This is a genomic window from Xanthobacter sp. YC-JY1 (genome assembly GCF_021730305.1).
Classification (GTDB): Bacteria; Pseudomonadota; Alphaproteobacteria; order Rhizobiales; family Xanthobacteraceae; genus Xanthobacter; species Xanthobacter flavus.
Genome location: NZ_CP032674.1, coordinates 4,607,734 through 4,627,934, shown reverse-complemented (window position 1 = coordinate 4,627,934; position 20,201 = coordinate 4,607,734). Strand labels below are relative to the sequence as shown.

Below are 20,201 nucleotides of genomic sequence, written 5' to 3'. Positions count from 1 at the left end.
ATGGTTCGCTGAATCTGTGCCCGCGCGGTGCGGGCATCCCGATCCAGAGAGATACTGGCCCCATGAAGATCGAGAGGACCCCCCTCGGCCCCGACATCATCCTCGTCCGCCTCGAGGGCCGGCTGGATATTGCCGGCGCGGCAGCGGTGGAGCCGGAGTTCAAGTCGTCCTGCGAGGCCGCGCGCGTGCTCGTGGTGGACCTGTCGAACACGCCGTTCATGGCCTCCATCGGCATCCGCCTGCTGCTCGCCGGCGCCAAGGGGCTGCATCGCAAGGGGGGAACCATGGGGCTGTTCGCCTGCGACCCCCAGGTGGAGAAGGTGCTGCGCGCGACTGGCGTCGACCAGCTCGTCGGCATCCACGCCACGCGGGACGAGGCGCTCGCGGCGGCGGGCGTCTCTCCGGCAACCTGACGGCGGATCCCATGGCGACGCCCGAGGCGGGAACCCTCGTATCGACCATCGATGTGGGCGCGCGCATCGACGACATCACCGACGCCACCGGCTGGCTCGGAACGCTGGCCGATGAGCAGGGGTGGCCCGATGCCACCCGCTTCGCGCTGGAGCTGAGCCTCGAGGAGGCCCTGACCAACGTCGTCTCCTACGGCTTCGCCGGGACCGACCGGCAGCCGCGGATTCGAATCGAGTGCTGGCGCCTGCCGGAAGGCCGGGTGGCGGTGCGCCTCATCGACAATGGGGTGCCGTTCGATCCGACCAGCATCGCCGAGCCGGTGGTGCCGGACAGCATCGAGGATGCCAAGATCGGGGGCCACGGCGTGCAGCTGATGCGCCATTTCCTCGAGACCCTCGACTACAACCGCGAGGGCGAGGAAAACCGGCTGACACTGGTGGCCAAGCCAGCCGGGTGAGACTGCTCACAAGAGTGTCGCACTCCGCGGTCTATGGTGGCCGGTCGGGGGATCGTGCCGCGGCATCCGCGGAAACTTGAGCGCGTCTGCGGCTTTCCTCTGGTGCCGCTGGGTCTTTTTTATCGATGCTTGTCATTGCCGAGCTCTTGGCCGGCCTCGGCCTTCTGTTCGTCGGCCTCAAGGCCATGGCCACCCACCTGCAGAAGGCCACGGGCCGCAAGGTGCGTGCACTGCTGCGCCGGGCGACGCGTTCCCCGGTGATGGGGCTGCTGTGCGGGACGCTGGCGGGCGCGGCCACGCAATCCTCCAACGCCGTCGCGGTCATCAGCGGCAATCTCGTGCGCGGCGGCGCCTTCACCACGCGCGATGCCATCCCGGTCGTCGCCGGCGGCAATGTGGGCACCGCGGCGCTGGTGTTCGTGGCGGCGATCGATTTCCGCCTGCTCGTGCTCTACATCGTCGGACTGGTCGGCATCGCCTTCCATTTCAAGCTCGACCGCCGACGCGGCATGGCGCAATGGATGGGCGTGGCCTTCGGCCTCGCGCTGGCGCTGCTTGGCCTCGATTTTATCAAGCAGGCGCCGCGGGCGCTGGACGTTGCGTCGGTCGCGGGCAGCCTTGCCGACCATCTGACGCCGCTCCTCGGCTTCTTTCTCGGGCTTGCGGTTTCCGCCGTGAGCCAGTCATCCTCGACCCCCACGATCCTCGTCCTGGCGCTGATGCAGGCCGGAATTCTCGGCCTCCACGATGCGGTCTTCATCGTGCTCGGCGCGAACCTCGGTTCCGGCTTCGCGGCCATTCTCTCTGCCGGCGGGCTGGAGGGGACCGGCCGCCAGCTCTGCTACGTCCATGTGCTGGTGAAGGCCGTGGGGTGCCTCATCGTCGGGGCCTTCTTCGGCTTTGGCGAGGTCGTCGGCTTCGACGGGTTCGCCGCCCTCTCGGCCGTGGGCAACGACACGGCGTCCATGTCCCTGTCGGTCCTGTTCCTCGCCCTCCAGGTGGCGGGCGCGATCCCGGTCGCCTTTGCGCGGGGGCTTTCTGAGAAATTCGCCGCCGCCATGAGCCCGCCGACGCTGGAAGATGGCGCCTCCCGTCCGCGCTTTATCCATGACGACGCGCTGGCCGATCCCTCCACCGCCCTCGATCTCGCGGTCAGCGAGACGCTGCGGCTCATCAAGCTGCTGCCGACCCTGCTGCCGGACCTCGACCAGAAGGACAACGGCGACGCCGGTGAGCGGCTGGCCCTGTGGCGCGGCGCCGCCTCGGTGGGCCTTGCCGTGGACCAGTTCATTTCGGAGCTCATCGCCGTCGGCCTCGCCCGCGACAGTCTCGAGGTCGCCCTGCATCACCAGGCGCTGGTGGAGAACGTGCGCACCCTCCAGGACACGCTGCACGACTTCACCGAGGTGGTGGAGGGCTTTGACGAGGTGCCGCCGCTCGCCTTCGCCCTCTCCGAGTCGTTGCGGGCCATCACATTGTCCCTCGCCGACGCCACCGATGGGCCGGCCGACGATCTCGACCTCATCATCGCGCTCTCCGGCGATCGATCGGAGATGCTCAACCGCATCCGTCGTCAGCTTGCCGCAACGGCACTCGACGCCGGCGCGGACGCGCGGCAGTTGCTGCTGGCGACCAGCCTGTTCGAACGGGCGATCTGGCTGGTGCGCCGCAGCGCGATTGCGTTGCGCATGCCCGAGAATGAGGATAATCCGGTTCGTCCGGCCGCCGCGGAGGCGGAGATCAAGCGAGTAGAGGCCGATGCACATCGAACGTGAGCAGGTCGGAAGCGACGTGGTGCTGAAGGTGGCGGGGCGTCTCGACACGCCGAACGCCAAGCCGTTCGAGGCGAGCCTGATGGAAGTCGTGTCCATGACCGATGGCGGGATCGTGGTGAACCTCGCCGGCGTGGACTATGTGTCCTCCTCCGGCCTGCGGGCGCTGCTGGTCGCCGGCAAGGCCATGCGCGGGGCGAAGCGCAAGCTCGCGCTCTCCTCGCTGCAGCCGCAGATCCGTGAGGTGTTCGACATCTCCGGCTTCTCGACTCTGTTCGAGATCAACTGATCAAGCCGCAGCTCCGGGCGGGAGCGGTCGCAAGGATGCTCTAGCCTCCCGCGACCGGCGCCCACAGCACGTCCTCGAGCCGCCGCGCCCCGCTCGCCAGCAGGGCGAGCCGATCGAAACCGAGCGCGCAGCCGCTTGCCGGAGGCATGAGGGCCAGCGCCGCGAGGAAATCCTCGTCGAGCGGATAGCGCTCGCCGTACAGCCGCTCCTTCTCGTCCATGTCCTTTTCGAAGCGCCGGCGCTGCTCGTCCGCGTCCGTCAGCTCGCCGAAGGCATTGGCTAGCTCCAGTCCGCAGCAATAGAGCTCAAAGCGCTCGGCAAAGCGCGGGTCGTCCGGCTTGGGGCGGGCGAGAGCCGCCTCGCTCACGGGATAGTCGGTCAGGATGGTGGGGTGGCCGAGGCCGAGATGAGGCTCGATCTTCTCCACCAGCACGCGCGAGAAGACGTCCCCCCAGGTATCATCGGGCGCGGTGCGGATGCTGGCCTCGGCCGCGGTGCGGGCGAAGGCGGCGGCATCGGGCGGGGCGCCGGGAGCCGGTAGAAGGGCTTCGAGGTCCATCCCCGCGTGGCGGCCGAAGGCCGCGACGAGCGTCAGGCGCTCCGGCGCGGCGAAGGGATCGCAGGCCTTGCCGCGATAGTGGAAGGCCGAGGCCCCGCCGGCCTCGGCGGCGCGGGTGAGAAGGGTGGCGCAATCCTCCATCATCGCCGTGTAGGGCGCGCCGGCGCGATACCATTCCAGCATGGTGAATTCCGGATGGTGCGCCATGCCGCGCTCGCGATTGCGGAAGACGCGGGCGAACTCGAAGATCTTCGGCTCCCCGGCTGCCAGCAGCTTCTTGGCGGCGAACTCGGGCGATGTGCGCAGATAGAGCCGGCGCATCGCCCCGTCCGGCCCAACCAAGTCCGTGCCAAAGGCGTGGAGGTGTGTCTCGTTCCCCGGCGAGACCTGCAGCGCCGGTGTCTCGACCTCGATGAAGCCGTCTTCTGCGAAGGCTGAGCGCACGGCGGCGGCGATGCGCCCGCGCGCGAGCAGAAAGGGGCGGCGATCCGCATGAACGTCCGGCCGCCACCACGGAGGGGAGGGGGGAACCGGCGAGGAGCTCGATACCGCCATGACATAGGGTCCTCGTTGCGGCCACCCGTCTTGCTTGCCGCTGGTGCGGCCCGGAGCCGGAAAGACAGGAGCAAGACTGGCGTTGCGCGCCATTATCGCTATGGTGCGCGCCGAACCAGCCAGACGGCGCCGCCGTCCCCCATTTTTCAATCGGCGCGGGCGCCGCGCATCTAGGTCAAGGAAGAGCCGACGTGGTCAAGGTTATCGCCAGCACCCTGCGCAAGGGCAACGTGGTCGACATCGACGACAAGCTGTACGTTGTTCTCACCGCCGAGAATATCCATCCCGGCAAGGGCACGCCGGTGACGCAGCTCGACATGCGCCGCATCTCCGATGGCGTGAAGATTTCCGAGCGCTACCGCACCACCGAGCAGGTGGAGCGGGCCTTCGTGGAAGATCGCCCGCACACCTTCCTCTACGAGGATTCCGACGGCTACACCTTCATGAATCCGGAAAACTACGATCAGGTGACCGTGCCGAAGGATGTGATGGGCGACCAGTCCGTCTATCTCCAGGAAGGCATGGAATGCATGCTCTCCACCCATAACGGCGTGCCGATCGCCATCGAGCTTCCGGCCCGCGTGGTGCTGGAGATCGTGGACACCGAGCCGACCGTGAAGGGCCAGACGGCCTCCTCGTCCTACAAGCCGGCCGTTCTTTCCAACGGCGTGCGCACCATGGTGCCGCCGCACATCGCCGCGGGTACCCGCGTGGTGGTCATGACCGCCGACGCCTCCTACGTCGAGCGGGCCAAGGACTGACCTTCGTGCGATGCACCGGAAGGGCACATTTCAGCCCTTCCGGTGTTCCCCAACGCCTTGCTGCGGTGCGTGGAACTTTTTTTTCCGCGGCTGGTTGAACCCGGACATGGCCCTGTGGGACATGCAGTCAGCCAAGGCGTAGAAGAATGATCTTGTCGGGAAGGCGGGTTCTCGTCGTTGAGGACGAGTATCTCGTGGCACTGGGGCTCGACGACAATCTCAGGTCGCTGGGCTACACCGTGGTCGGGCCGGTCGCGAGCCTCGCCGCTGCGGTCACAGCCGCTTCGTCCGAGCAGATCGATGCCGCCATTCTCGACGTCAATCTCGCCGGAGAGCCGGTTTATCCGGCCGCCACGATCCTTGCCGAACGCGGCATCCCCTTCATCTTCTGCTCGGGCTACACCGGAAGCGTGCGCATGCCGGCGGAGTTTGCCGACGCGCCGCGGGTCGCCAAGCCGTATACCAGCCGCGTCATTGCCGACGCCCTCGCCGACCTGATCGGGGCGGGAGCGGGCTCGGGGGGTGGTTCAGGCGGCGGCGATCACGGGAGGCGGAACCTATCCGCCTCCAACGATATCTAATCCTTCAAAAAGCTCAGCTCAGGCCGCGCCGGTCGCCTTGTTGGCCTCGGCCTTCGGTCCGCCGCGGGCGACGCCCACCATGGCCGGACGCAGCACCCGCTCGCCGATCACGTAGCCCGCCTGAACCACCTGCACCACAGTGCCGGTCGGCACACTCGGATCCGGCACCTCGAACATGGCCTGGTGGAGGTTCGGATCGAACTTCTCCCCCTTCGGCTCGATCTTGCGGATGCCGTGCTTCTCCAGTGCCTTGACCAGACCGCGCTCGGTCAGCTCCAGCCCGTCCAGCAGCGCCTTGAAGCCGCCTTCGGCGGTCGCCTTGGCTTCCGCCTCCACCGAGCCGAGGGCCCGGGCGAGATCGTCCGCCACGTTCAGCACGTCGCGGGCGAAGGAGGCGATGCCGTAGGTCTTGGCGTCCTGGATTTCCTTCTCGGCGCGGCGGCGTACGTTCTCCGCCTCCGCGAAGGCGCGCAGGAACTTGTCCTTGAGGCTCGCGATCTCGCCTTCCAGGCGCGCCTTGTCGCCCGCCGGATCGCCGATGGCGGCGTCCGCCATGGCGGTGGCTTCCGCCTCGGCGGTCGCCTCGTTCACCTGCGCATTGCTCTGCGCGGTACCGTTTTCGCTTGCGTCGCCGCCGGTCTCGGGCGCGCGCTTCTGCTCGCTCATCCGGTTACTTCCCCTGCCTTGAGATTTGCCCGGGGTCACTATGCCGCCGGGCAAAGGCCAATCGTCCCGGCGCATATCGGGGCGATGGGGGGAAAAATCAAGTCGTGGCGATCCTTATCCCTCACGCCGCGTCCGCGCCCGGTGCGCCGAGGATGCGGCTGACCAGCCGGGCGGTGAAGTCCACCATGGGGACGATGCGGCCATAATTGAGCCGGGTCGGGCCGATGACACCGAGCACGCCCAGCACCCGGCCCTGCCCGTCGCGATAGGGTGCGACGATGGTGGAGGAGCCGGAGAGGGAGAACAGCCGGTTCTCCGAGCCGATGAAGATGCGAAGCGCCTGCGCTTCCTCGGCCCGGCCGAGCAGTTCGGAGACCTCGCGCTTGGTCTCGAGATCGTCGAACAGCAGGCGGATGCGCTCCAGGTCTTCCAGCGCGCGCAGATCCTCCAGCAGTTTCGCCTGCCCGCGCACGATGAGGGTGCGCTCGCCGGGCCCATCGCCGGACCATGAGGCGAGTCCGGCCTCCACGACGCGCGCGGTGAGGGCATCGAGATCGCGGTTGAGCTCGGCGAGGAGGCTGTCCATCTCCTGCCGCGCATCGGAGAGGGTGCGGCCGCGGATGCGGGCGTTGAGGAAATTGGTCGCCTCGGTGAGGGCGGAGACCGGCAGGCCCGGGGGCAGCGCCAGCGCCCGGTTCTCCACCTGCCCGTCCTCGGACACGAGGATGACGAGGGCGCGGCCCGGTTCCAGCGGAACGAACTCCACATGCTTCAGGCGCGGGTCCGTCTTGGTGGCGGTGACGACCCCGGCACCGCGGGCGAGGCCCGACAGCAAGGCGGAGGCTTCCTGCAGCACGCCTTCCACCGTTGTGGTCCGGGCGGCGGCGAGCACCTGCGTCTCGATATTGGCCCGGTCGCGCTCGTTGACGTCGCCCACCTCCATCAGCGCATCCACGAAGAAACGCAGGCCGCGCTCGGTGGGCAGGCGCCCGGCGCTGGTGTGGGGGGCATAGATGAGGCCGGCCGCCTCCAGGTCCGCCATCACGTTGCGAACCGAGGCGGGGGACAGCGTCATGGGGATCAGGCGGGCGATGTTGCGCGAGCCGACCGGCTCCCCGGTGGCGAGGTAACTCTCGACGATCTGGCGGAAAATCTCGCGCGAGCGCTGGTCGATTTGCGCGAGGCCGCCGGACGACAGGGGCAGGAACGGATCGAGCGCCACGGGTTCAGCCTTCGAAGCAAAGGATTTTGCTGTCCCTAATGTGTCCCTCGCGGGGGCTGGGTTCAAGCGCCGGGCGGGCGTCGTCGCGCGCCTTGCTTTCCTCTGGGCGCGCGGCGCTCTAAAAGGAGCGCCCATGACGCACAATGAGGTATCCATCATGCGCCCCAGCAAGCGCGCCCCCGACGAGATGCGCGCGGTGTCCTTTGAACGGGGCGTGATGCGCCACGCGGAAGGCTCCTGCCTCGTGAAGTTCGGCGACACCCACGTTCTCGTCTCCGCGACGCTGGAGGAGCGCCTGCCGCCGTGGCTGAAAGGCCAGGGACGCGGCTGGGTGACGGCGGAATATTCCATGCTGCCCCGCGCCACCCATGACCGCACCCGGCGCGAATCCACCACCGGCAAGCAGTCCGGCCGCACCCAGGAAATCCAGCGCCTGATCGGGCGTTCGCTCCGCTCGGTCACGGATCTCGTTGCGATGGGCGAGAAGCAGATCACCATCGATTGCGACGTGCTCCAGGCCGATGGGGGCACCCGCACGGCCTCCATCACCGGCGCCTGGATCGCCCTCCATGACTGCCTGAGCTGGATGAAGTCCCGCTCCATGATCAAGGAAATGCCGCTCAAGCAGCATCTGGCGGCGGTGTCCTGCGGCATCTACGAGGGCACGCCCGTGCTCGACCTCGACTACGCCGAGGATTCGGTGGCCGAGACCGACGCCAATTTCGTCATGACCGGCACCGGCGGCATCGTGGAAATCCAGGGCACGGCGGAAAAGACGCCGTTCACCCAGGACGAACTGCTGTCGCTGCTCTCCCTCGCCCGCTCGGGGGTCGATCAGCTCGTTTCCCTGCAGAAGCTGGCGGTGGGCTGATGTCGCGCCAGCTCACCGGCCAGCTCGTTGTGGCGACCCACAATCCGGGCAAGCTCATCGAGATGAAGATGCTCCTCGAGCCGCACGGGGTGGAGGCGATCGCTGCCGGCGACCTCAACCTGCGTGAGCCCGAGGAGACTGAGGAGACGTTTGCCGGCAACGCGCGGCTGAAGGCTGTGGCCGCGGCGAACGCGTCGCAGCTGCCAGCCTTCGCCGACGACAGCGGCCTCGTCATCGACGCCCTCGGCGGCGCGCCGGGCATTCACACCGCCCGCTGGGCGGGACCCGACCGCGATTTCGAGATGGCCATGGAGAAGGTGGAGGCCGAACTTCAGAAGGTCGGCGCCACCGAGCCCGCCCAGCGCCACGCCCGGTTCGTCTCGGCGCTCTGCATCGCTTGGCCGGATGGGCATCTGGAGGAGTTCGAGGGCACCGTGGACGGCACCCTCGTTTGGCCGCCGCGCGGCGCCAAGGGTTTCGGCTATGATCCCATGTTCCTCCCCGAGGGCCATGTGAAGACCTTCGCCGAGATGACCGCGGACGAGAAGCACGGCATGCCGCCCAAGGGCTTCGGCCTCTCCCATCGTGCCCGCGCTTTCCTGAAGCTCTCGAAGGCGTGCCTGAAGGGGTGACGACGATCTTGAACACGGCGCCCTCCATGAACGCTCCGGCGCACCCTCTCCCGTTCGGGGGCGAGGGTGTCGCCGATACGGCGGGCGGCTTCGGGGTCTACGTCCATTGGCCGTTCTGCAAGGCCAAGTGCCCCTATTGCGACTTCAACAGCCACGTCCGCCTCGTGCCGCCAGACGAGGCGCGCTATATCGCGGCCTTCCGGCGCGAGATCGCCCACACGCGGGCGCTGTCGGGACCGCAGAGGGCGCAGACGGTCTTTTTCGGCGGCGGTACGCCCTCCCTCATGGCCCCCGCCACTGTGGGCGCGATCCTGGAGGCCATCAACGAGGCTTGGCCGCTCACCGCCGATGCAGAGGTGACACTGGAGGCGAACCCGACCTCCGTGGAGGCGGAGCGGTTCCACGGCTACCGGGCAGCGGGGGTCAATCGCGTCTCCCTCGGCGTTCAGGCGCTGGACGATGCGGACCTTCAGGGGCTGGGGCGGATGCACTCGGTGGCAGAGGCGCTGGCTGCCGTCGCGATCGCGCGGCGCGCTTTTGATCGCGTCTCCTTTGATCTCATCTATGCCCGCCCGCGCCAGACACCCGACGCCTGGGCGGCGGAGATGCGGCGCGCGCTCGGCGAAGGCTGCGAGCACCTGTCCCTCTACCAGCTCACCATCGAGCCGGGCACGCCGTTCGAGCGGCTGTACGGCGCCGGAAAGCTCATTCTTCCCGACGATGATCTGTCCCGCGCCCTGTGGGACGTCACGCAGGAGGTGACGGCGCAGGCTGGCCTCCCAGCCTACGAGGTTTCCAACCATGCCCGGCCGGGGGCCGAGGCGCGGCACAATCTCGTCTACTGGCGATATGGCACCTACGCCGGCATCGGCGCCGGAGCCCATGGGCGGCTGGTGTCGGGCAACGTCCGCCACGCCACCTTCACCGAGCGGTCACCGGAAGAGTGGCTGAAGCGGGTGGAGGCGGACGGGCGCGGCATCATTTCCGACGAGACGCTGTCGGCAGCCGAGCAGGCGGACGAGATGCTGCTCATGGGCCTGCGCCTGAAGGAGGGCGTGGACCTCGCCCGTCATGCCCGCCTCGGCGGCCGCATCGATCCGGAACGCCTCGCCACGCTGGAGGCGCAAGGGCTGGTGGAGTTCAAGGACGGCCGGTTGCGCGCGACCGCCGCTGGCTTCCCGGTCCTCAACGCCGTCATCGCCGCGCTGGCGGGGTAGGCTCGCCGCGCGGGAACGCTTGCCAACGCCGCCCCGCCTGCTTAAGTCCGCGTGGGGCTTGAAATTGCCTGCCGAGGAACGCGCACCATGTCGCTGGATGCCGACCAGATCGTCGAACGCCGCCGCCTTCGGCGGAAGGTCACATTCTGGCGGGTGCTCGGGGTGCTCGGCGTCGTCGCCGCCGTGGCGGTGGGCGTGTCGGCCCTGATCGGCCGCGACATTCCCGCCTCCTCGCCCCATGTGGCGCGGATCATGATCGGCGGCATCATCCGCAACGATCGCGAGCGGGTGGAGCTTCTGGAGGAGATCGGGCGGTCCCGTGCCAGCGCCGTCATCCTCTCCATCGACAGCCCCGGCGGAACCGTGACGGGCTCCGAGCAATTGTTCGACGCGCTGCGCCGCCTTGCCGCCAAGAAGCCGGTGGTGGCAGTGGTGGAGGGCGTCGCCGCCTCGGGCGCCTATATCGCGGCGCTGGGCGCCGACCACATCGTGGCCCGCCGCAATGCGCTGGTCGGCTCGGTGGGCGTGATCTACCAGTTCCCCAACTTCACCGAGCTGCTCAAGACCGTGGGCGTGACCATGGAGGACATCAAGTCCTCCCCGCTCAAGGCCTCGCCCAATCCCTATACGCCGGTGACTCCGGAGGCGCGCGCCGCCGTGGATTCGCTGGTGAAGGACAGCTACGCCTGGTTCAAGGATCTCGTCGGCGATCGCCGCAAGCTCTCTGATGCCAAGCTCGCCAACGTTTCCGATGGTCGCGTCTTCACCGGTCATCAGGGCCTAGAACTCCAGCTGGTGGACGAGCTGGGCGACGAGCGCACCGCCCGCGCCTGGCTCGCCCGGGAGAAGGGCGTGAGCGAGGTCCTCAAGGTGCGCACCTGGCGCACGAAGGAGGTTGGCGACGAATTCGGCTGGCTTCTGGGCGCCGCGCGCGGGATCGTGAGTGCGCTCGGCTTCCCGCAGGCGGCAGCGCTCCTGACGGATGCGGCGAAAGGCGCGCTGGAGCGCGGTCAACTTGACGGTCTGTTGGCCCTCTGGCACCCTCGGAGCTAGGGTTCGGGTCGCTTTTACAAGCGCTTGGCGGCCATCCGCCAACACCGATAACAATGCCGGACGTCCGGCCGCCCACCGCCCGCCATTGAGGGCTATGGCTCGCTTTCGGCGGATGATTTCGAGGGAACTGGGGCCAAAATGATCAAGTCCGAGCTCGTCCAGAAGATCGCCGAGGCCAACCCGCACCTCTACCAGAGGGACGTGGAGAACATCGTCAACGCCATCCTGGAGCAGATCGCTTCCGCGCTGGAGCGGGGGGATCGTGTGGAGCTGCGCGGCTTTGGCGCCTTCTCGGTGAAGAAGCGCGACGCCCGTGTGGGGCGCAATCCGCGCACCGGCAAGCAGGTGGACGTGAGCGAGAAGACCGTTCCCTATTTCAAGACCGGCAAGGAGATGCGCGAGCGTCTCAACGCTGGAAAGTAGGCCCCGTGAGCCGCTTCCTCTCCATCCTCATCGGTCTGCCGCTGGCGATCCTCGCCGTGGCTCTGGCCGTTGCGAACCGCAAGCCGGTGACGCTCTCCCTTGATCCGTTTTCGCCGGATCATCCCGCCCTTTCGGTGACGCTGCCGCTGTTCGCGATCATTTTCGCGGCGGTGATCGTCGGGGTCATCGCCGGTGGGGTCGTCACCTGGGCGCGGCAGGGCCGCTATCGTCGCGAGGCGCGCGCCGCCCGCCGCGAGCACAAGCGGGCCGAGGCAGCCCGCCCGGCCCCCTCCTCGCAGCTCGGCTTGCCCGCGCCGCGGCACTGACCGTTCTTCTTTCGCTCTGTTTCGAGCTTCAGGAGCCGTCCCGTGCGAACGGGGCGGCTCTTTCGTCTGGGCTCACGCCCGCTTGCCGTCGGGACGAGCGAGGTGGGGCCGTGCGATGGGGAGCACGAGGTGCACCATGCCCATCACCATGGGCGGCACCGCCAGCAGCGTCGAGGCCCAGATGGGCCATCCCGCGGTGACGGGCGACAGGAGCGCCAGGATGGCGTTGATGAGGGCGTAGGCGCCGATCATCATCAGTCCCAGAAAGCGCAGGTGTGCGAGGATGGCGAGGCTGCTCATGGCAACGGTTCCTGAGGCGAAGCGTACCTAAACGAAACGATCCGTTCCGATATGGTTTGATATATACGGTCCGTTTCGTTATGCAAGAGGAAATTGGCGAAAGGCCCATCCGATGCCCGAGACCAGCCCCGCCGACCGTCGGCGCTCATCCATTGGCGCGCGGCGCAATCCGGATGCGGAGGCGGCCATTCTGACGGCCGCCCGGGCACTGCTCGCGGAGCGCGGATATGCCGGCTTCTCCATCGAGGAGGTGGCGCGGCGCGCGGGGGCCGGCAAGCCGACCATCTATCGCTGGTGGGCGACTAAGGCGGACCTGCTGATCGACGTCTACGCGGCGGAGAAAGCGAGCCACATGGCCTTGCCCGATACCGGCGCCCTCTGGAGCGACCTTCTCGCCTATACCCGTGCCTTGTGGGGGTTCTGGAGGGATACGCCGTCGGGCAGCATCTTCCGGGCGCTCATCGCCGAAGCCCAGACCACCGGCGCCGCCCTTTCCGCCCTGCGCGACAAGTTCCTGCCCGACCGGCTCCGCGACCTGTGCCACATGTTCGAGCGTGCGGCGGAACGCGGGGAGATCCCCGCGGCGGAGATCGACGATCGCGTTGGCCTCTATATCGGCTTCAACTGGCTGCACCTGCTGACCGACCGGCTCGCCGATGATGCGCCGGCCATCGAACGCACGGCACGGCTCATCGCCGGCCAGCCGCCAAGCCGCGCCTGAGCGCCGGTCCGGAGTTTCCGGTGAGGCGCCCTCAGTAGAAGCCGACCGGGAACCAGCGCAGATAGAGGTCTGTATAGACGCCCTTTTCCCAGATGCGCTGGAGGGCGAAGTCCATGGCGTGGCGCAGGGTATCGTTGCCTTCCTTCACCGCCACGGAGAAGCCGTCGCCGAAGAAGCGGCTTTCGGTGAAGGGACCGCCCACGAAGCGGCAGCAGGCGGCGCTGTCGGTGCCGTTCAGCCAGAGCGCCAGGGTGATTCCGTCGCCGAACAGAAGGTCCACCTGTCCGGCTTTCAGCGCCTCCTGCGCGGCCTTGAGGTCGGGATAGGGGCGGATGGCGGCTTCGTTGAAGAAGGAGCGCAGATAGGCTTCGTGCGCGGTGCGGCTCACCACGGCCACCTTTTTGGAAGCCACCTCCTCGGGTGTTGCCTTCGCCAGTGTCTCCTGCTTGCGGCCCACGAAGCGCGCCGGCGTGCCGAGGTAGCGTTCGGAGAAGTCCAGCGTCGCCCGGGAGGCCGGGGTGGCGACGAGGCCGGCGATCGCCGCTTCCGCCCGGCCCTGGTCCACCACATCCGCCACGTCGGCGAACGCCGCGGTCTGGAAGCTGCAGGTGACCGAGAGTTCTGCGCAGATCGCCCGCGCCAGATCGATGTTGAAGCCGGAAAGGGCGCCGGTGGAATTGATGAAGTTGAAGGGCGGGTAATCGTCCGTCGTGACGAACCGCAGCTCCTTCGGGAGCTTGGCGGCGTCGGGGCGCTCGAGCCGGCGCTCCACATTCCAGAAATTCGGCACCACCACCGGCGTGATGGCGATCTTCTCCGCCCGCTCCACCAGCGGCGGGGGGCCGCTCTGCGCCGGCCTCGCCGGTTGCTGCTGAGCCACCGCCGCTGTTGCCGTCAGCGCCACCACGGCCAGAACCAGAGCGTTGAGGCCGGCCCGACGCGAGGGTATGCGGCGGGTGGCAGGGATGCTCAGGAAAGAGGCTGGTGGAAGCATTGCGGCAAGCTTACCCTAGGGTTGCATGAGGGTCGGGGCATGGTGGGGGATGCCGGGGCTGCCCGCAAGGGGCGGAGCCATGTAAGCCATGATGCGGGCGAGGACCATCGCGATCTTGGGCGGGACCTGCTCCATGCTCGAGACGATGGGGCGGCCTCCGCCCCGCTGCCGGCATCCATCGCGAGCGCCCTGCCGGTCAGCGCCTTGCTGGCCTCGGAGCTTCGTCCCTATCGCGATCACGTGGATGCTGACGAATTGCGTGCCGCCGCAGCGCGCGCCCGGCTTGTAGGGGTTGGCGTCGACGAGGTGCTTGTCGCCTCGGGCGTGCTCGATGACCAAACCGCCACACGTCTGCTCGCCCGCGACCTCGGCCTTGCCGTGGCCGCGCCGAACCTGGCCAACCTGCCGAATGACGCAGCTGTGGCTGAGGCCGTGCTGCGCACGGGCACTCTCGTGATCGGGACCGGCAGCGGTCGCCCGCGCTTCGTGATGGCGGCACGGGGCCGCATCGTCCTGCGCCTGCGTCGGGCGTTGAAGCGGGATGCGGGCCTCGCCTCGCGCGTGGAGCTGATCAGCCCGGCGGCGCTCGCCCGGCGCGTCGGCGCTGTCTGCGCCTCCAGCTTTGCCGCCGCCGCGACGGGGCGCCTCGTCCTGGCCGATCCGCTCAAATCGGCATCGACGCTGCGGCCCGGCCGCATCGTCGGGCTCGCGGCCGCCGCCATCGGCCTGCCGCTCGCGCTGCTGCTGGCGCTGGCACCGGAAATGGGCCTTCTCGCTGTTCAGGCGGCGCTTTCACTCGTCTTCCTGGCTTGGATTGCCTTGCGCTTCGCCGGCTGCATCTATGTGCCGCCGGAGGAGCCGCAGCCGGTGCTCGATGCGCGTTCCCTGCCGGTCTATTCGCTCCTTGTGCCGCTCTATGACGAGGCGGCGAGCGTGCCGTGGCTGGTCGCGGCCCTCTCGGCGCTCGACTATCCCCCCGAGAAGCTCGACATCAAGCTTGTCGTCGAAGCGGACGACCACGCCACCCGCGCCGCCATCACCGCACTGGAGCTGCCGCCGCATATGGCGGAGGTGGTGGTCGCGCCGGTCGGGCCGCGCACCAAGCCGAAGGCACTTGAAGCGGCGCTGCCCTTCGTCCGCGGCAGCATCGTCGCGATCTATGACGCCGAGGACCTGCCGGAGCCCGATCAACTGCGCCGGGTGGTCGCCGCGTTCCGTGCGGGCGGGCCGAAGGTGGGCTGCGTGCAGGCGCGGCTGTGCATCGACAATGGCGGTGACAGCTGGATCTCAGCCCAGTTCGCCGCCGAATATGCCGGCCAGTTCGACGTCCTGCTGCCGGCGCTCAGCGCCCTCGGCCTGCCCATTCCGCTCGGCGGCACCTCGAACCATTTCCGCCGCCGCGTCCTCGATCAGGTGGGCGGATGGGACCCTTACAACGTCACCGAGGACGCCGACCTCGGCATCCGTCTCGCCCGCGCCGGCTGGCAGACCCGCGTCATCTCCTCCACCACATTTGAGGAGGCGCCGGTGACGCGGCGCGCCTGGATCGGCCAGCGCACGCGCTGGCTGAAGGGCTGGGCGCAGACGCTGCTGGTGCACGGCCGCAGGCCCCGGGCACTGGTGCGCGACCTCGGTCCGGCAGGCACGATCGCGCTGATTCTGCTTACGGCGGGCCCCTATGCGGCGGCGCTGGTGCACCCGCTGTGCCTCGCTTTCCTCATAGCCGACATCGTGCGCGGCGTTGCAGGCCTGCCGTGCAACCGCATGGCCGAGGTGGTGACGAGCGCGCTCACCTACGCCACCCTCGTCACCGGCTATGCCGGCGCAGCCGCGACCATGACCGTAGGGCTTGGGCGGCGGGGCATCAGGCCCGGCTGGAGGACGGTCGCGGGCATTCCCTTCTACTGGCTCCTGCTGTCGGTCGCGGCCTGGCGGGCGGCGATCGAGCTGATCCGCAGGCCGTATCACTGGCAGAAGACCGAGCACGGCGCCGCCCGTCGGGGCGGCGGCGGGGGGCTCAGAAGTAGCGCTTCAGCTCCGCCGCGGCCTCGGCCGGAGGGCGCTTGGAGTTGAACGGCGCGACGAAATTGCCGTCCTTGTCCATGAGATAGACCACGGCGGTGTGGTCCATGGTGTAGTCGCCATCCTTCAGCGGAACCTTGCGGGAATAGACGCGGAACTCCCGCTTGATCTGCTCGGTCGCCTCCGGCGTCCCGGACAGTCCGACAATCTGCGGCGAGAAGCTCGAAACATAGGATTTGAGCACGTCCGGCGTGTCCCGCTCCGGGTCCACCGAGACGAAGAAGGCCTGCGCCTTGCTCGCGTCCGGGCCTAGCGCGTTGAAGATTTCCGACATCTCGAACAGCGCCGTCGGGCACACGTCCGGGCAGTGGGTGAAGCCGAAAAAGATGAGCGTTGGCTTGCCCTTGAGGGCGGCCTCGGTGATCGGGCGCCCGTTCTGGTCGGTGAGGCTGAAGGGCCCACCCACGGCGGCCTGGCCCGTCACCTTCGGCGGCGGCTCCGGCAGGAAGAGTGTAACGGCGGTGACGAGGATGAGGGCGCCGGCGGCGAAGGCGGAGAACAGCGCAATGATTTTCGTGCGTGGCGACATGTTTTCAAGGCCTTGGGGGCGGTCGGTTAAGTCTCACAGGCAGGCGGCAAAGCCGGCGCTCAGGAGATCGAAGAACACGGCCGCGCCGTACCGCGCCCACAGCACCAGCCCGCCGGCACAGAGCGCGGCCAGGGCCACGCCGAGGCCGATGAGACCGGCGCGGCCCATGCCCAGCCCAGCCGCGGGCGCGCCATCGGCGTGCGATGCAAGCCGTTGCGAAACCTCGGTTTCCTGGGACAGGGTGACGGACATGGCGCGCCGGTTGGGATGAAACGTCAGACGGCACGATAGCGCGGGCGGCGGTATTTATCCAATCCGCGCCGGTCAATCGCCCGTGACAGGGCGCCTCACCAGCGGTCGGAGGGGGGCGCGCCCTGCCATTCGGCGATGCGGCGCAGGGTGGCGGGGGTGGTGTCATCGGGCAAAGCGTCGGGCGGGAAGAAGTCGGCGGCGACGATTTCGAGGTTCCGCTCGGGCCGCGGGCCGATGGTCAGCCGCGCCGCGCGGTACAGGACCACGTGGTCCCGCCCCCCGACCAAGGGATTGAAATAACAACCAAAAATGGTGAGAGGCCCCTCGGCCTCCACATTGGCTTCCTCGCGCAATTCGCGCCGCGCCGCCTGTTCGGCGGTCTCGCCCAGATCCACCCCGCCGCCGGGGAAATGCCAGCCGGAGACGTAGGTATGTCGGACCAAAAGGAGCCGGCCGGCCGGGTCCGTGGCCAGTACCCGGACACCGAGAGTCATGCCGTGGCGCATGCGGCGGAGGAGGGGGAGGGGGGAGAACATGGCCTGAGCATACCCCCTCCCGGCACGGACGAAAGGGTGGTTCACACCACCCTGTCAGGTGCGTTCACACCCCCTATTCGGCGGCGTTCGGGAGCGGTTCAGGACGGACCCACCGCAAAACCGGCGCGCGGGCGGCGCGGGTCTCGTCCAGACGACGGCGGGGGGCGTAATGGGGGGCGCCGAGGAAGCGCTCCTTGTCCCCCGCCTTGGCCGCCATGGCGAGGTCGCGCAGGGCGCCGAGGAAGAGGTCGAGGGAGGCCTTCGATTCGCTCTCCGTCGGCTCGATCAGCATCGCCCCGTGGACCACCAGCGGGAAGTAGACCGTCATGGGGTGGTACCCCTCGTCGATCAGCGCCTTGGCGATGTCCAGGGTGGAGATGCCGGTGCCCGCCAGCCACGCATCGTCGAACAGGGCCTCGTGCATGGCCGGGCGCTCGGCGAAGGGGGCGCTCATCACGTCCATCAGGCAGGCGCGGACATAGTTGGCGGAGAGGACGGCATCCTCCGAGGCCTGCCGCATGCCGTCGGCGCCGTGGGAGAGCATCCACGACAGGGCGCGGACGAACATGCCCATCTGGCCGTGGAAGGCGCTCATGCGGCCCAGCGCCTGCTCGGCGCCGGCCGACCCTTCGTCCTCCACCAGCACCAGCCCGTCCGCGGTGGCCACCAGCGCCGGCACCGGGGCGAAGGGGGCGAGGGCTTCGGAGAGCACCACCGGCCCCGCGCCCGGGCCGCCGCCGCCATGGGGGGTGGAGAAGGTCTTGTGCAGGTTGATGTGCATGGCATCGACCCCGAGGTCGGCGATGCGCACCTTGCCGAGGATGGCGTTGAAATTGGCGCCGTCCGAATAGAAATAGGCGCCGGCCTGATGCACCGCTTCGGCAATCGCCACCACGTCCCGCTCGAACAGGCCGCAGGTGTTGGGGTTGGTGAGCATGAGGGCGGCCACCTCCGGCCCCAGTGCGGCCTTCACCGCCTCCGGGTCCACCGTGCCGTCGGCGCGAGCGGGGATGGAGCGCACCTCATAGCCGATGAGGGCGGCGGTGGCGGGGTTGGTGCCGTGGGCACTCTCCGGCACCAGCACCACGTTGCGCTGCGCCTCGCCGCGCGCCGCATGGGCGGCCTTGATGGCCATCATGCCGCACAGCTCGCCGTGCGCGCCCGCCTTGGGGGTGAGCGCCACGGCTTTCATGCCGGTCAGCTCCAGCAGATAGCGCGACAGCTCGGCCATCAGCTCCAGCGCTCCGGTCACGGTGGAGAGGGGCTGGAGCGGGTGGATGTCGGCAAAGCCCGCCAGCCGCGCCATCTTCTCGTTGAGCCGCGGGTTGTGCTTCATGGTGCAGGAGCCGAGCGGGAACAGCCCGCTGTCGATGCCGTAGTTCATGCGCGAGAGGCGCACGTAATGGCGCATGGCCTCGGGCTCGGAGAGGCCGGGCAGCTCCAGCGGCGCGGTGCGCTTGTGGGTGCCGAGGCGGTCCTTGAAGGGGGCAGGCTCGGCAATGTCCACGCCCGTCACCTCGGTGCGGCCAATCTCGAAGATCAGGCCTTCCTCAAGGTCGAGCCCCCGGTTGCCGGTGAAGGTGACGGGGCCTGCGCTGATGCCCCCGACGATGTGCGGCGTCGTCGCGCCACGGCCTTCGCGGTTCATCACAGCACCTCCTTCAGCGCGGCGGCATAGGCGGCGCGGTCGTCCTCGGTGGTCGTCTCGGTGGCGGCGACGAGGATGAGGTCGTCGAGGCCGGCTTTCGGGGCGAGGCGGGAATAGGGGACGCCGCCGAGGATGCCCCTGGCCGCGAGCTTTTCCACCACGTCCGCCGCCTTGCCCGGCACGCGCAGGGTGAATTCGTTGAAGAAGGTGTCGTTGAGCACCTCGGCCCCCGGCACGGCGGCGAGCCGGTCCGCGAGGTCGCAGGCCGCCGCGTGGTTGGCCCGCGCCAGCCGGATGAGCCCGGTCTTGCCGAGCAGGCTCATATGGATGGTGAAGGCCAGCGCGCACAGGCCCGAATTGGTGCAGATGTTGGAGGTCGCCTTCTCCCGGCGGATGTGCTGCTCGCGGGTGGAGAGGGTGAGCACGAAGCCACGCCGGCCTTCCGCATCCACCGTCTCGCCGGCGAGGCGCCCGGGCATCTGCCGCACGAACTTCTGCCGCGTGGCGAACAGGCCCACATAGGGGCCGCCGAAATTCAGCGCATTGCCGATGGACTGGCCTTCGCCCGCCACGATATCGGCGCCCTGCGCCCCCGGCGGCTCGATGAGGCCGAGGCTGACCGCCTCGGTGAACACGGCGATGAGCAAGGCGCCCGCCTTGTGGGCTGCCTCGGCGATGGGCTTCAGGTCCACGATGTTGCCGAACACGTCCGGCGACTGCACCACCACGCAGGAGCAGCCGGCATCGATGGCGGCGATGATGTCTTCCCCGCCCGTGGGCACCGGCGCCAGCGCCACCACGTCGTCCGCCGCATAGCGCGAGACGGTCTCGATGGTCGCGCGATAATGCGGGTGCAGGTTGCCGGCCAGCAGCGCCTTGCGGCGCTTGGTGACGCGGTGGGCCATCAGCACCGCCTCGGCGGCGGCGGTGGAGCCGTCATACATGGAGGCGTTGGCCACCTCCATGCCCGTCAGCTCGGCCACCTGCGTCTGGAACTCGAAGAGATATTGCAGGGTGCCCTGCGCGATCTCCGGCTGGTACGGCGTGTAGGACGTGAGGAATTCGGAGCGCTGGATCAGGTGGTCCACGCTCGCCGGCACATGGTGGCGATAGGCGCCGGCGCCGACGAAGAAGGGCACCGAGCCCGCCGGTACGTTCTTCGCGGCAAGGCGGGCGAGCGCGCGCTCCACCTCCATCTCGCTCTTGTGGAGCGCGAGGCGCGGCAGCTCATGCTCGCGCTGGGCGGCGGGAATGTCGGCGAACAGATCGTCCACCGAGTTGACGCCGATGCGCGCCAGCATCTCGGCGCGGTCATCGGGGGTGAGGGGAAGATAGCGCATGATG

General features: G+C 68.7%; 24 protein-coding genes. 14 read left to right on the top strand and 10 right to left on the bottom strand.

Annotated features, from left to right (window positions below):
* Nucleotides 1-62: 62 nt before the first annotated feature.
* From D7006_RS21770 to D7006_RS21755, 4 genes are all read left to right on the top strand, one after another.
* Complete coding sequence (locus D7006_RS21770; protein ID WP_169121811.1) at nt 63-413, top strand: STAS domain-containing protein; 351 nt, start codon at nt 63-65, stop codon at nt 411-413.
* Nucleotides 414-424: 11 nt separating this feature from the next.
* On the top strand, nt 425-868 hold the full coding sequence (locus tag D7006_RS21765; protein ID WP_169121810.1) for an ATP-binding protein: 444 nt from the start codon (nt 425-427) through the stop codon (nt 866-868).
* A gap of 125 nt (nt 869-993) precedes the next feature.
* A complete protein-coding gene (locus tag D7006_RS21760) occupies nt 994-2,643 on the top strand; it encodes a Na/Pi symporter (RefSeq protein WP_237354518.1) in 1,650 nt (549 codons plus the stop codon).
* Nucleotides 2,627-2,929: an STAS domain-containing protein gene (locus D7006_RS21755; RefSeq protein ID WP_024277119.1), complete on the top strand. Its 303-nt coding sequence runs from the start codon at nt 2,627-2,629 to the stop codon at nt 2,927-2,929. The genes D7006_RS21760 and D7006_RS21755 overlap by 17 nt, the downstream gene beginning before the upstream one ends.
* Before the next feature lie 40 nt (nt 2,930-2,969).
* Here the strand turns inward: D7006_RS21755 and epmA are convergent, their stop codons facing one another.
* A complete protein-coding gene (epmA, locus tag D7006_RS21750; RefSeq protein ID WP_237354517.1) occupies nt 2,970-4,043 on the bottom strand; it encodes an EF-P lysine aminoacylase EpmA in 1,074 nt (357 codons plus the stop codon).
* Between the two features lie 191 nt (nt 4,044-4,234).
* Here epmA and efp point away from each other — a divergent pair, with 191 nt between their 5' ends.
* Nucleotides 4,235-4,804 (top strand): elongation factor P, encoded by a 570-nt coding sequence (gene efp, locus D7006_RS21745; RefSeq protein WP_229646503.1) that lies wholly within the window; start codon nt 4,235-4,237, stop codon nt 4,802-4,804.
* A 146-nt stretch (nt 4,805-4,950) separates the two neighbouring features.
* A complete protein-coding gene (locus D7006_RS21740) occupies nt 4,951-5,385 on the top strand; it encodes a response regulator (protein WP_237354516.1) in 435 nt (144 codons plus the stop codon).
* Nucleotides 5,386-5,403: 18 nt separating this feature from the next.
* Here the strand turns inward: D7006_RS21740 and grpE are convergent, their stop codons facing one another.
* Nucleotides 5,404-6,051: a nucleotide exchange factor GrpE gene (gene grpE / locus D7006_RS21735; RefSeq protein WP_229646505.1), complete on the bottom strand. Its 648-nt coding sequence runs from the start codon at nt 6,049-6,051 to the stop codon at nt 5,404-5,406.
* 121 nt (nt 6,052-6,172) lie between these two features.
* A complete protein-coding gene (gene hrcA / locus D7006_RS21730; protein ID WP_229646506.1) occupies nt 6,173-7,273 on the bottom strand; it encodes a heat-inducible transcriptional repressor HrcA in 1,101 nt (366 codons plus the stop codon).
* 157 nt (nt 7,274-7,430) lie between these two features.
* On the opposite strand from hrcA, the gene rph reads away from it, so the two are divergent.
* From rph to D7006_RS21700, 6 genes are all read left to right on the top strand, one after another.
* Nucleotides 7,431-8,144 carry a ribonuclease PH gene (rph, locus tag D7006_RS21725; protein WP_169122204.1) on the top strand — a complete coding sequence of 238 codons (714 nt, stop codon included), beginning with the start codon at nt 7,431-7,433 and terminating at the stop codon, nt 8,142-8,144.
* On the top strand, nt 8,144-8,776 hold the full coding sequence (gene rdgB, locus D7006_RS21720) for an RdgB/HAM1 family non-canonical purine NTP pyrophosphatase (RefSeq protein WP_169121804.1): 633 nt from the start codon (nt 8,144-8,146) through the stop codon (nt 8,774-8,776). Before rph ends, rdgB begins: the two co-directional genes overlap by 1 nt.
* Before the next feature lie 26 nt (nt 8,777-8,802).
* The gene (gene hemW, locus D7006_RS21715; RefSeq protein WP_237354515.1) at nt 8,803-9,993 is read left to right on the top strand and encodes a radical SAM family heme chaperone HemW; all 1,191 of its coding nucleotides are present in this window, start codon (nt 8,803-8,805) and stop codon (nt 9,991-9,993) included.
* Between the two features lie 87 nt (nt 9,994-10,080).
* The gene (sppA, locus tag D7006_RS21710) at nt 10,081-11,046 is read left to right on the top strand and encodes a signal peptide peptidase SppA (protein WP_237354514.1); all 966 of its coding nucleotides are present in this window, start codon (nt 10,081-10,083) and stop codon (nt 11,044-11,046) included.
* A gap of 138 nt (nt 11,047-11,184) precedes the next feature.
* On the top strand, nt 11,185-11,469 hold the full coding sequence (ihfB, locus tag D7006_RS21705; RefSeq protein WP_169121801.1) for an integration host factor subunit beta: 285 nt from the start codon (nt 11,185-11,187) through the stop codon (nt 11,467-11,469).
* Between the two features lie 5 nt (nt 11,470-11,474).
* The gene (locus tag D7006_RS21700; RefSeq protein WP_168457574.1) at nt 11,475-11,795 is read left to right on the top strand and encodes a lipopolysaccharide assembly protein LapA domain-containing protein; all 321 of its coding nucleotides are present in this window, start codon (nt 11,475-11,477) and stop codon (nt 11,793-11,795) included.
* Between the two features lie 72 nt (nt 11,796-11,867).
* Here the strand turns inward: D7006_RS21700 and D7006_RS21695 are convergent, their stop codons facing one another.
* Entirely contained in the window at nt 11,868-12,095 is a 228-nt protein-coding gene (locus tag D7006_RS21695; RefSeq protein ID WP_237354513.1) for a hypothetical protein, read from the bottom strand.
* Between the two features lie 112 nt (nt 12,096-12,207).
* Here D7006_RS21695 and D7006_RS21690 point away from each other — a divergent pair, with 112 nt between their 5' ends.
* A complete protein-coding gene (locus D7006_RS21690; protein WP_237354512.1) occupies nt 12,208-12,816 on the top strand; it encodes a TetR/AcrR family transcriptional regulator in 609 nt (202 codons plus the stop codon).
* Nucleotides 12,817-12,847: 31 nt separating this feature from the next.
* On the opposite strand, the gene D7006_RS21685 is transcribed toward D7006_RS21690, so the two are convergent.
* On the bottom strand, nt 12,848-13,810 hold the full coding sequence (locus D7006_RS21685) for a transporter substrate-binding domain-containing protein (protein WP_237354511.1): 963 nt from the start codon (nt 13,808-13,810) through the stop codon (nt 12,848-12,850).
* Nucleotides 13,811-13,849: 39 nt separating this feature from the next.
* On the opposite strand from D7006_RS21685, the gene D7006_RS21680 reads away from it, so the two are divergent.
* On the top strand, nt 13,850-15,883 hold the full coding sequence (locus D7006_RS21680) for a glycosyltransferase (protein ID WP_237354510.1): 2,034 nt from the start codon (nt 13,850-13,852) through the stop codon (nt 15,881-15,883).
* Here D7006_RS21680 and D7006_RS21675 read toward each other — a convergent pair.
* The 5 genes from D7006_RS21675 to gcvPA form a co-directional block, all read right to left on the bottom strand.
* The gene (locus D7006_RS21675; protein ID WP_169121796.1) at nt 15,828-16,421 is read right to left on the bottom strand and encodes an SCO family protein; all 594 of its coding nucleotides are present in this window, start codon (nt 16,419-16,421) and stop codon (nt 15,828-15,830) included. The genes D7006_RS21680 and D7006_RS21675 overlap by 56 nt on opposite strands.
* 33 nt (nt 16,422-16,454) lie before the next feature.
* A complete protein-coding gene (locus tag D7006_RS21670) occupies nt 16,455-16,673 on the bottom strand; it encodes a hypothetical protein (RefSeq protein ID WP_237354509.1) in 219 nt (72 codons plus the stop codon).
* A 95-nt stretch (nt 16,674-16,768) separates the two neighbouring features.
* Nucleotides 16,769-17,167 (bottom strand): NUDIX domain-containing protein, encoded by a 399-nt coding sequence (locus D7006_RS21665; RefSeq protein WP_237354508.1) that lies wholly within the window; start codon nt 17,165-17,167, stop codon nt 16,769-16,771.
* A 115-nt stretch (nt 17,168-17,282) separates the two neighbouring features.
* A complete protein-coding gene (gene gcvPB / locus D7006_RS21660) occupies nt 17,283-18,857 on the bottom strand; it encodes an aminomethyl-transferring glycine dehydrogenase subunit GcvPB (RefSeq protein WP_237354507.1) in 1,575 nt (524 codons plus the stop codon).
* A complete protein-coding gene (gene gcvPA, locus D7006_RS21655; RefSeq protein ID WP_237354506.1) occupies nt 18,857-20,197 on the bottom strand; it encodes an aminomethyl-transferring glycine dehydrogenase subunit GcvPA in 1,341 nt (446 codons plus the stop codon). Before gcvPA ends, gcvPB begins: the two co-directional genes overlap by 1 nt.
* Nucleotides 20,198-20,201: the final 4 nt, after the last annotated feature.

What these genes read in the sequence shown, in the direction of transcription:
- D7006_RS21690 (WP_237354512.1), top strand. Translation starts at nt 12,208, where the DNA reads ATGCCCGAGACCAGCCCCGCCGACCGTCGGCGCTCATCCATTGGCGCG.
- gcvPB (WP_237354507.1), bottom strand. Translation starts at nt 18,857, where the DNA reads ATGAACCGCGAAGGCCGTGGCGCGACGACGCCGCACATCGTCGGGGGC.
- D7006_RS21760 (WP_237354518.1), top strand. Translation starts at nt 994, where the DNA reads ATGCTTGTCATTGCCGAGCTCTTGGCCGGCCTCGGCCTTCTGTTCGTC.
- D7006_RS21665 (WP_237354508.1), bottom strand. Translation starts at nt 17,167, where the DNA reads ATGACTCTCGGTGTCCGGGTACTGGCCACGGACCCGGCCGGCCGGCTC.
- D7006_RS21680 (WP_237354510.1), top strand. Translation starts at nt 13,850, where the DNA reads ATGGTGGGGGATGCCGGGGCTGCCCGCAAGGGGCGGAGCCATGTAAGC.
- D7006_RS21770 (WP_169121811.1), top strand. Translation starts at nt 63, where the DNA reads ATGAAGATCGAGAGGACCCCCCTCGGCCCCGACATCATCCTCGTCCGC.
- D7006_RS21675 (WP_169121796.1), bottom strand. Translation starts at nt 16,421, where the DNA reads ATGTCGCCACGCACGAAAATCATTGCGCTGTTCTCCGCCTTCGCCGCC.
- D7006_RS21695 (WP_237354513.1), bottom strand. Translation starts at nt 12,095, where the DNA reads ATGAGCAGCCTCGCCATCCTCGCACACCTGCGCTTTCTGGGACTGATG.
- epmA (WP_237354517.1), bottom strand. Translation starts at nt 4,043, where the DNA reads ATGGCGGTATCGAGCTCCTCGCCGGTTCCCCCCTCCCCTCCGTGGTGG.
- sppA (WP_237354514.1), top strand. Translation starts at nt 10,081, where the DNA reads ATGTCGCTGGATGCCGACCAGATCGTCGAACGCCGCCGCCTTCGGCGG.
- D7006_RS21755 (WP_024277119.1), top strand. Translation starts at nt 2,627, where the DNA reads ATGCACATCGAACGTGAGCAGGTCGGAAGCGACGTGGTGCTGAAGGTG.
- rph (WP_169122204.1), top strand. Translation starts at nt 7,431, where the DNA reads ATGCGCCCCAGCAAGCGCGCCCCCGACGAGATGCGCGCGGTGTCCTTT.
- D7006_RS21685 (WP_237354511.1), bottom strand. Translation starts at nt 13,810, where the DNA reads ATGCTTCCACCAGCCTCTTTCCTGAGCATCCCTGCCACCCGCCGCATA.
- D7006_RS21670 (WP_237354509.1), bottom strand. Translation starts at nt 16,673, where the DNA reads ATGTCCGTCACCCTGTCCCAGGAAACCGAGGTTTCGCAACGGCTTGCA.
- grpE (WP_229646505.1), bottom strand. Translation starts at nt 6,051, where the DNA reads ATGAGCGAGCAGAAGCGCGCGCCCGAGACCGGCGGCGACGCAAGCGAA.
- gcvPA (WP_237354506.1), bottom strand. Translation starts at nt 20,197, where the DNA reads ATGCGCTATCTTCCCCTCACCCCCGATGACCGCGCCGAGATGCTGGCG.
- ihfB (WP_169121801.1), top strand. Translation starts at nt 11,185, where the DNA reads ATGATCAAGTCCGAGCTCGTCCAGAAGATCGCCGAGGCCAACCCGCAC.
- rdgB (WP_169121804.1), top strand. Translation starts at nt 8,144, where the DNA reads ATGTCGCGCCAGCTCACCGGCCAGCTCGTTGTGGCGACCCACAATCCG.
- D7006_RS21740 (WP_237354516.1), top strand. Translation starts at nt 4,951, where the DNA reads ATGATCTTGTCGGGAAGGCGGGTTCTCGTCGTTGAGGACGAGTATCTC.
- D7006_RS21765 (WP_169121810.1), top strand. Translation starts at nt 425, where the DNA reads ATGGCGACGCCCGAGGCGGGAACCCTCGTATCGACCATCGATGTGGGC.
- hemW (WP_237354515.1), top strand. Translation starts at nt 8,803, where the DNA reads ATGAACGCTCCGGCGCACCCTCTCCCGTTCGGGGGCGAGGGTGTCGCC.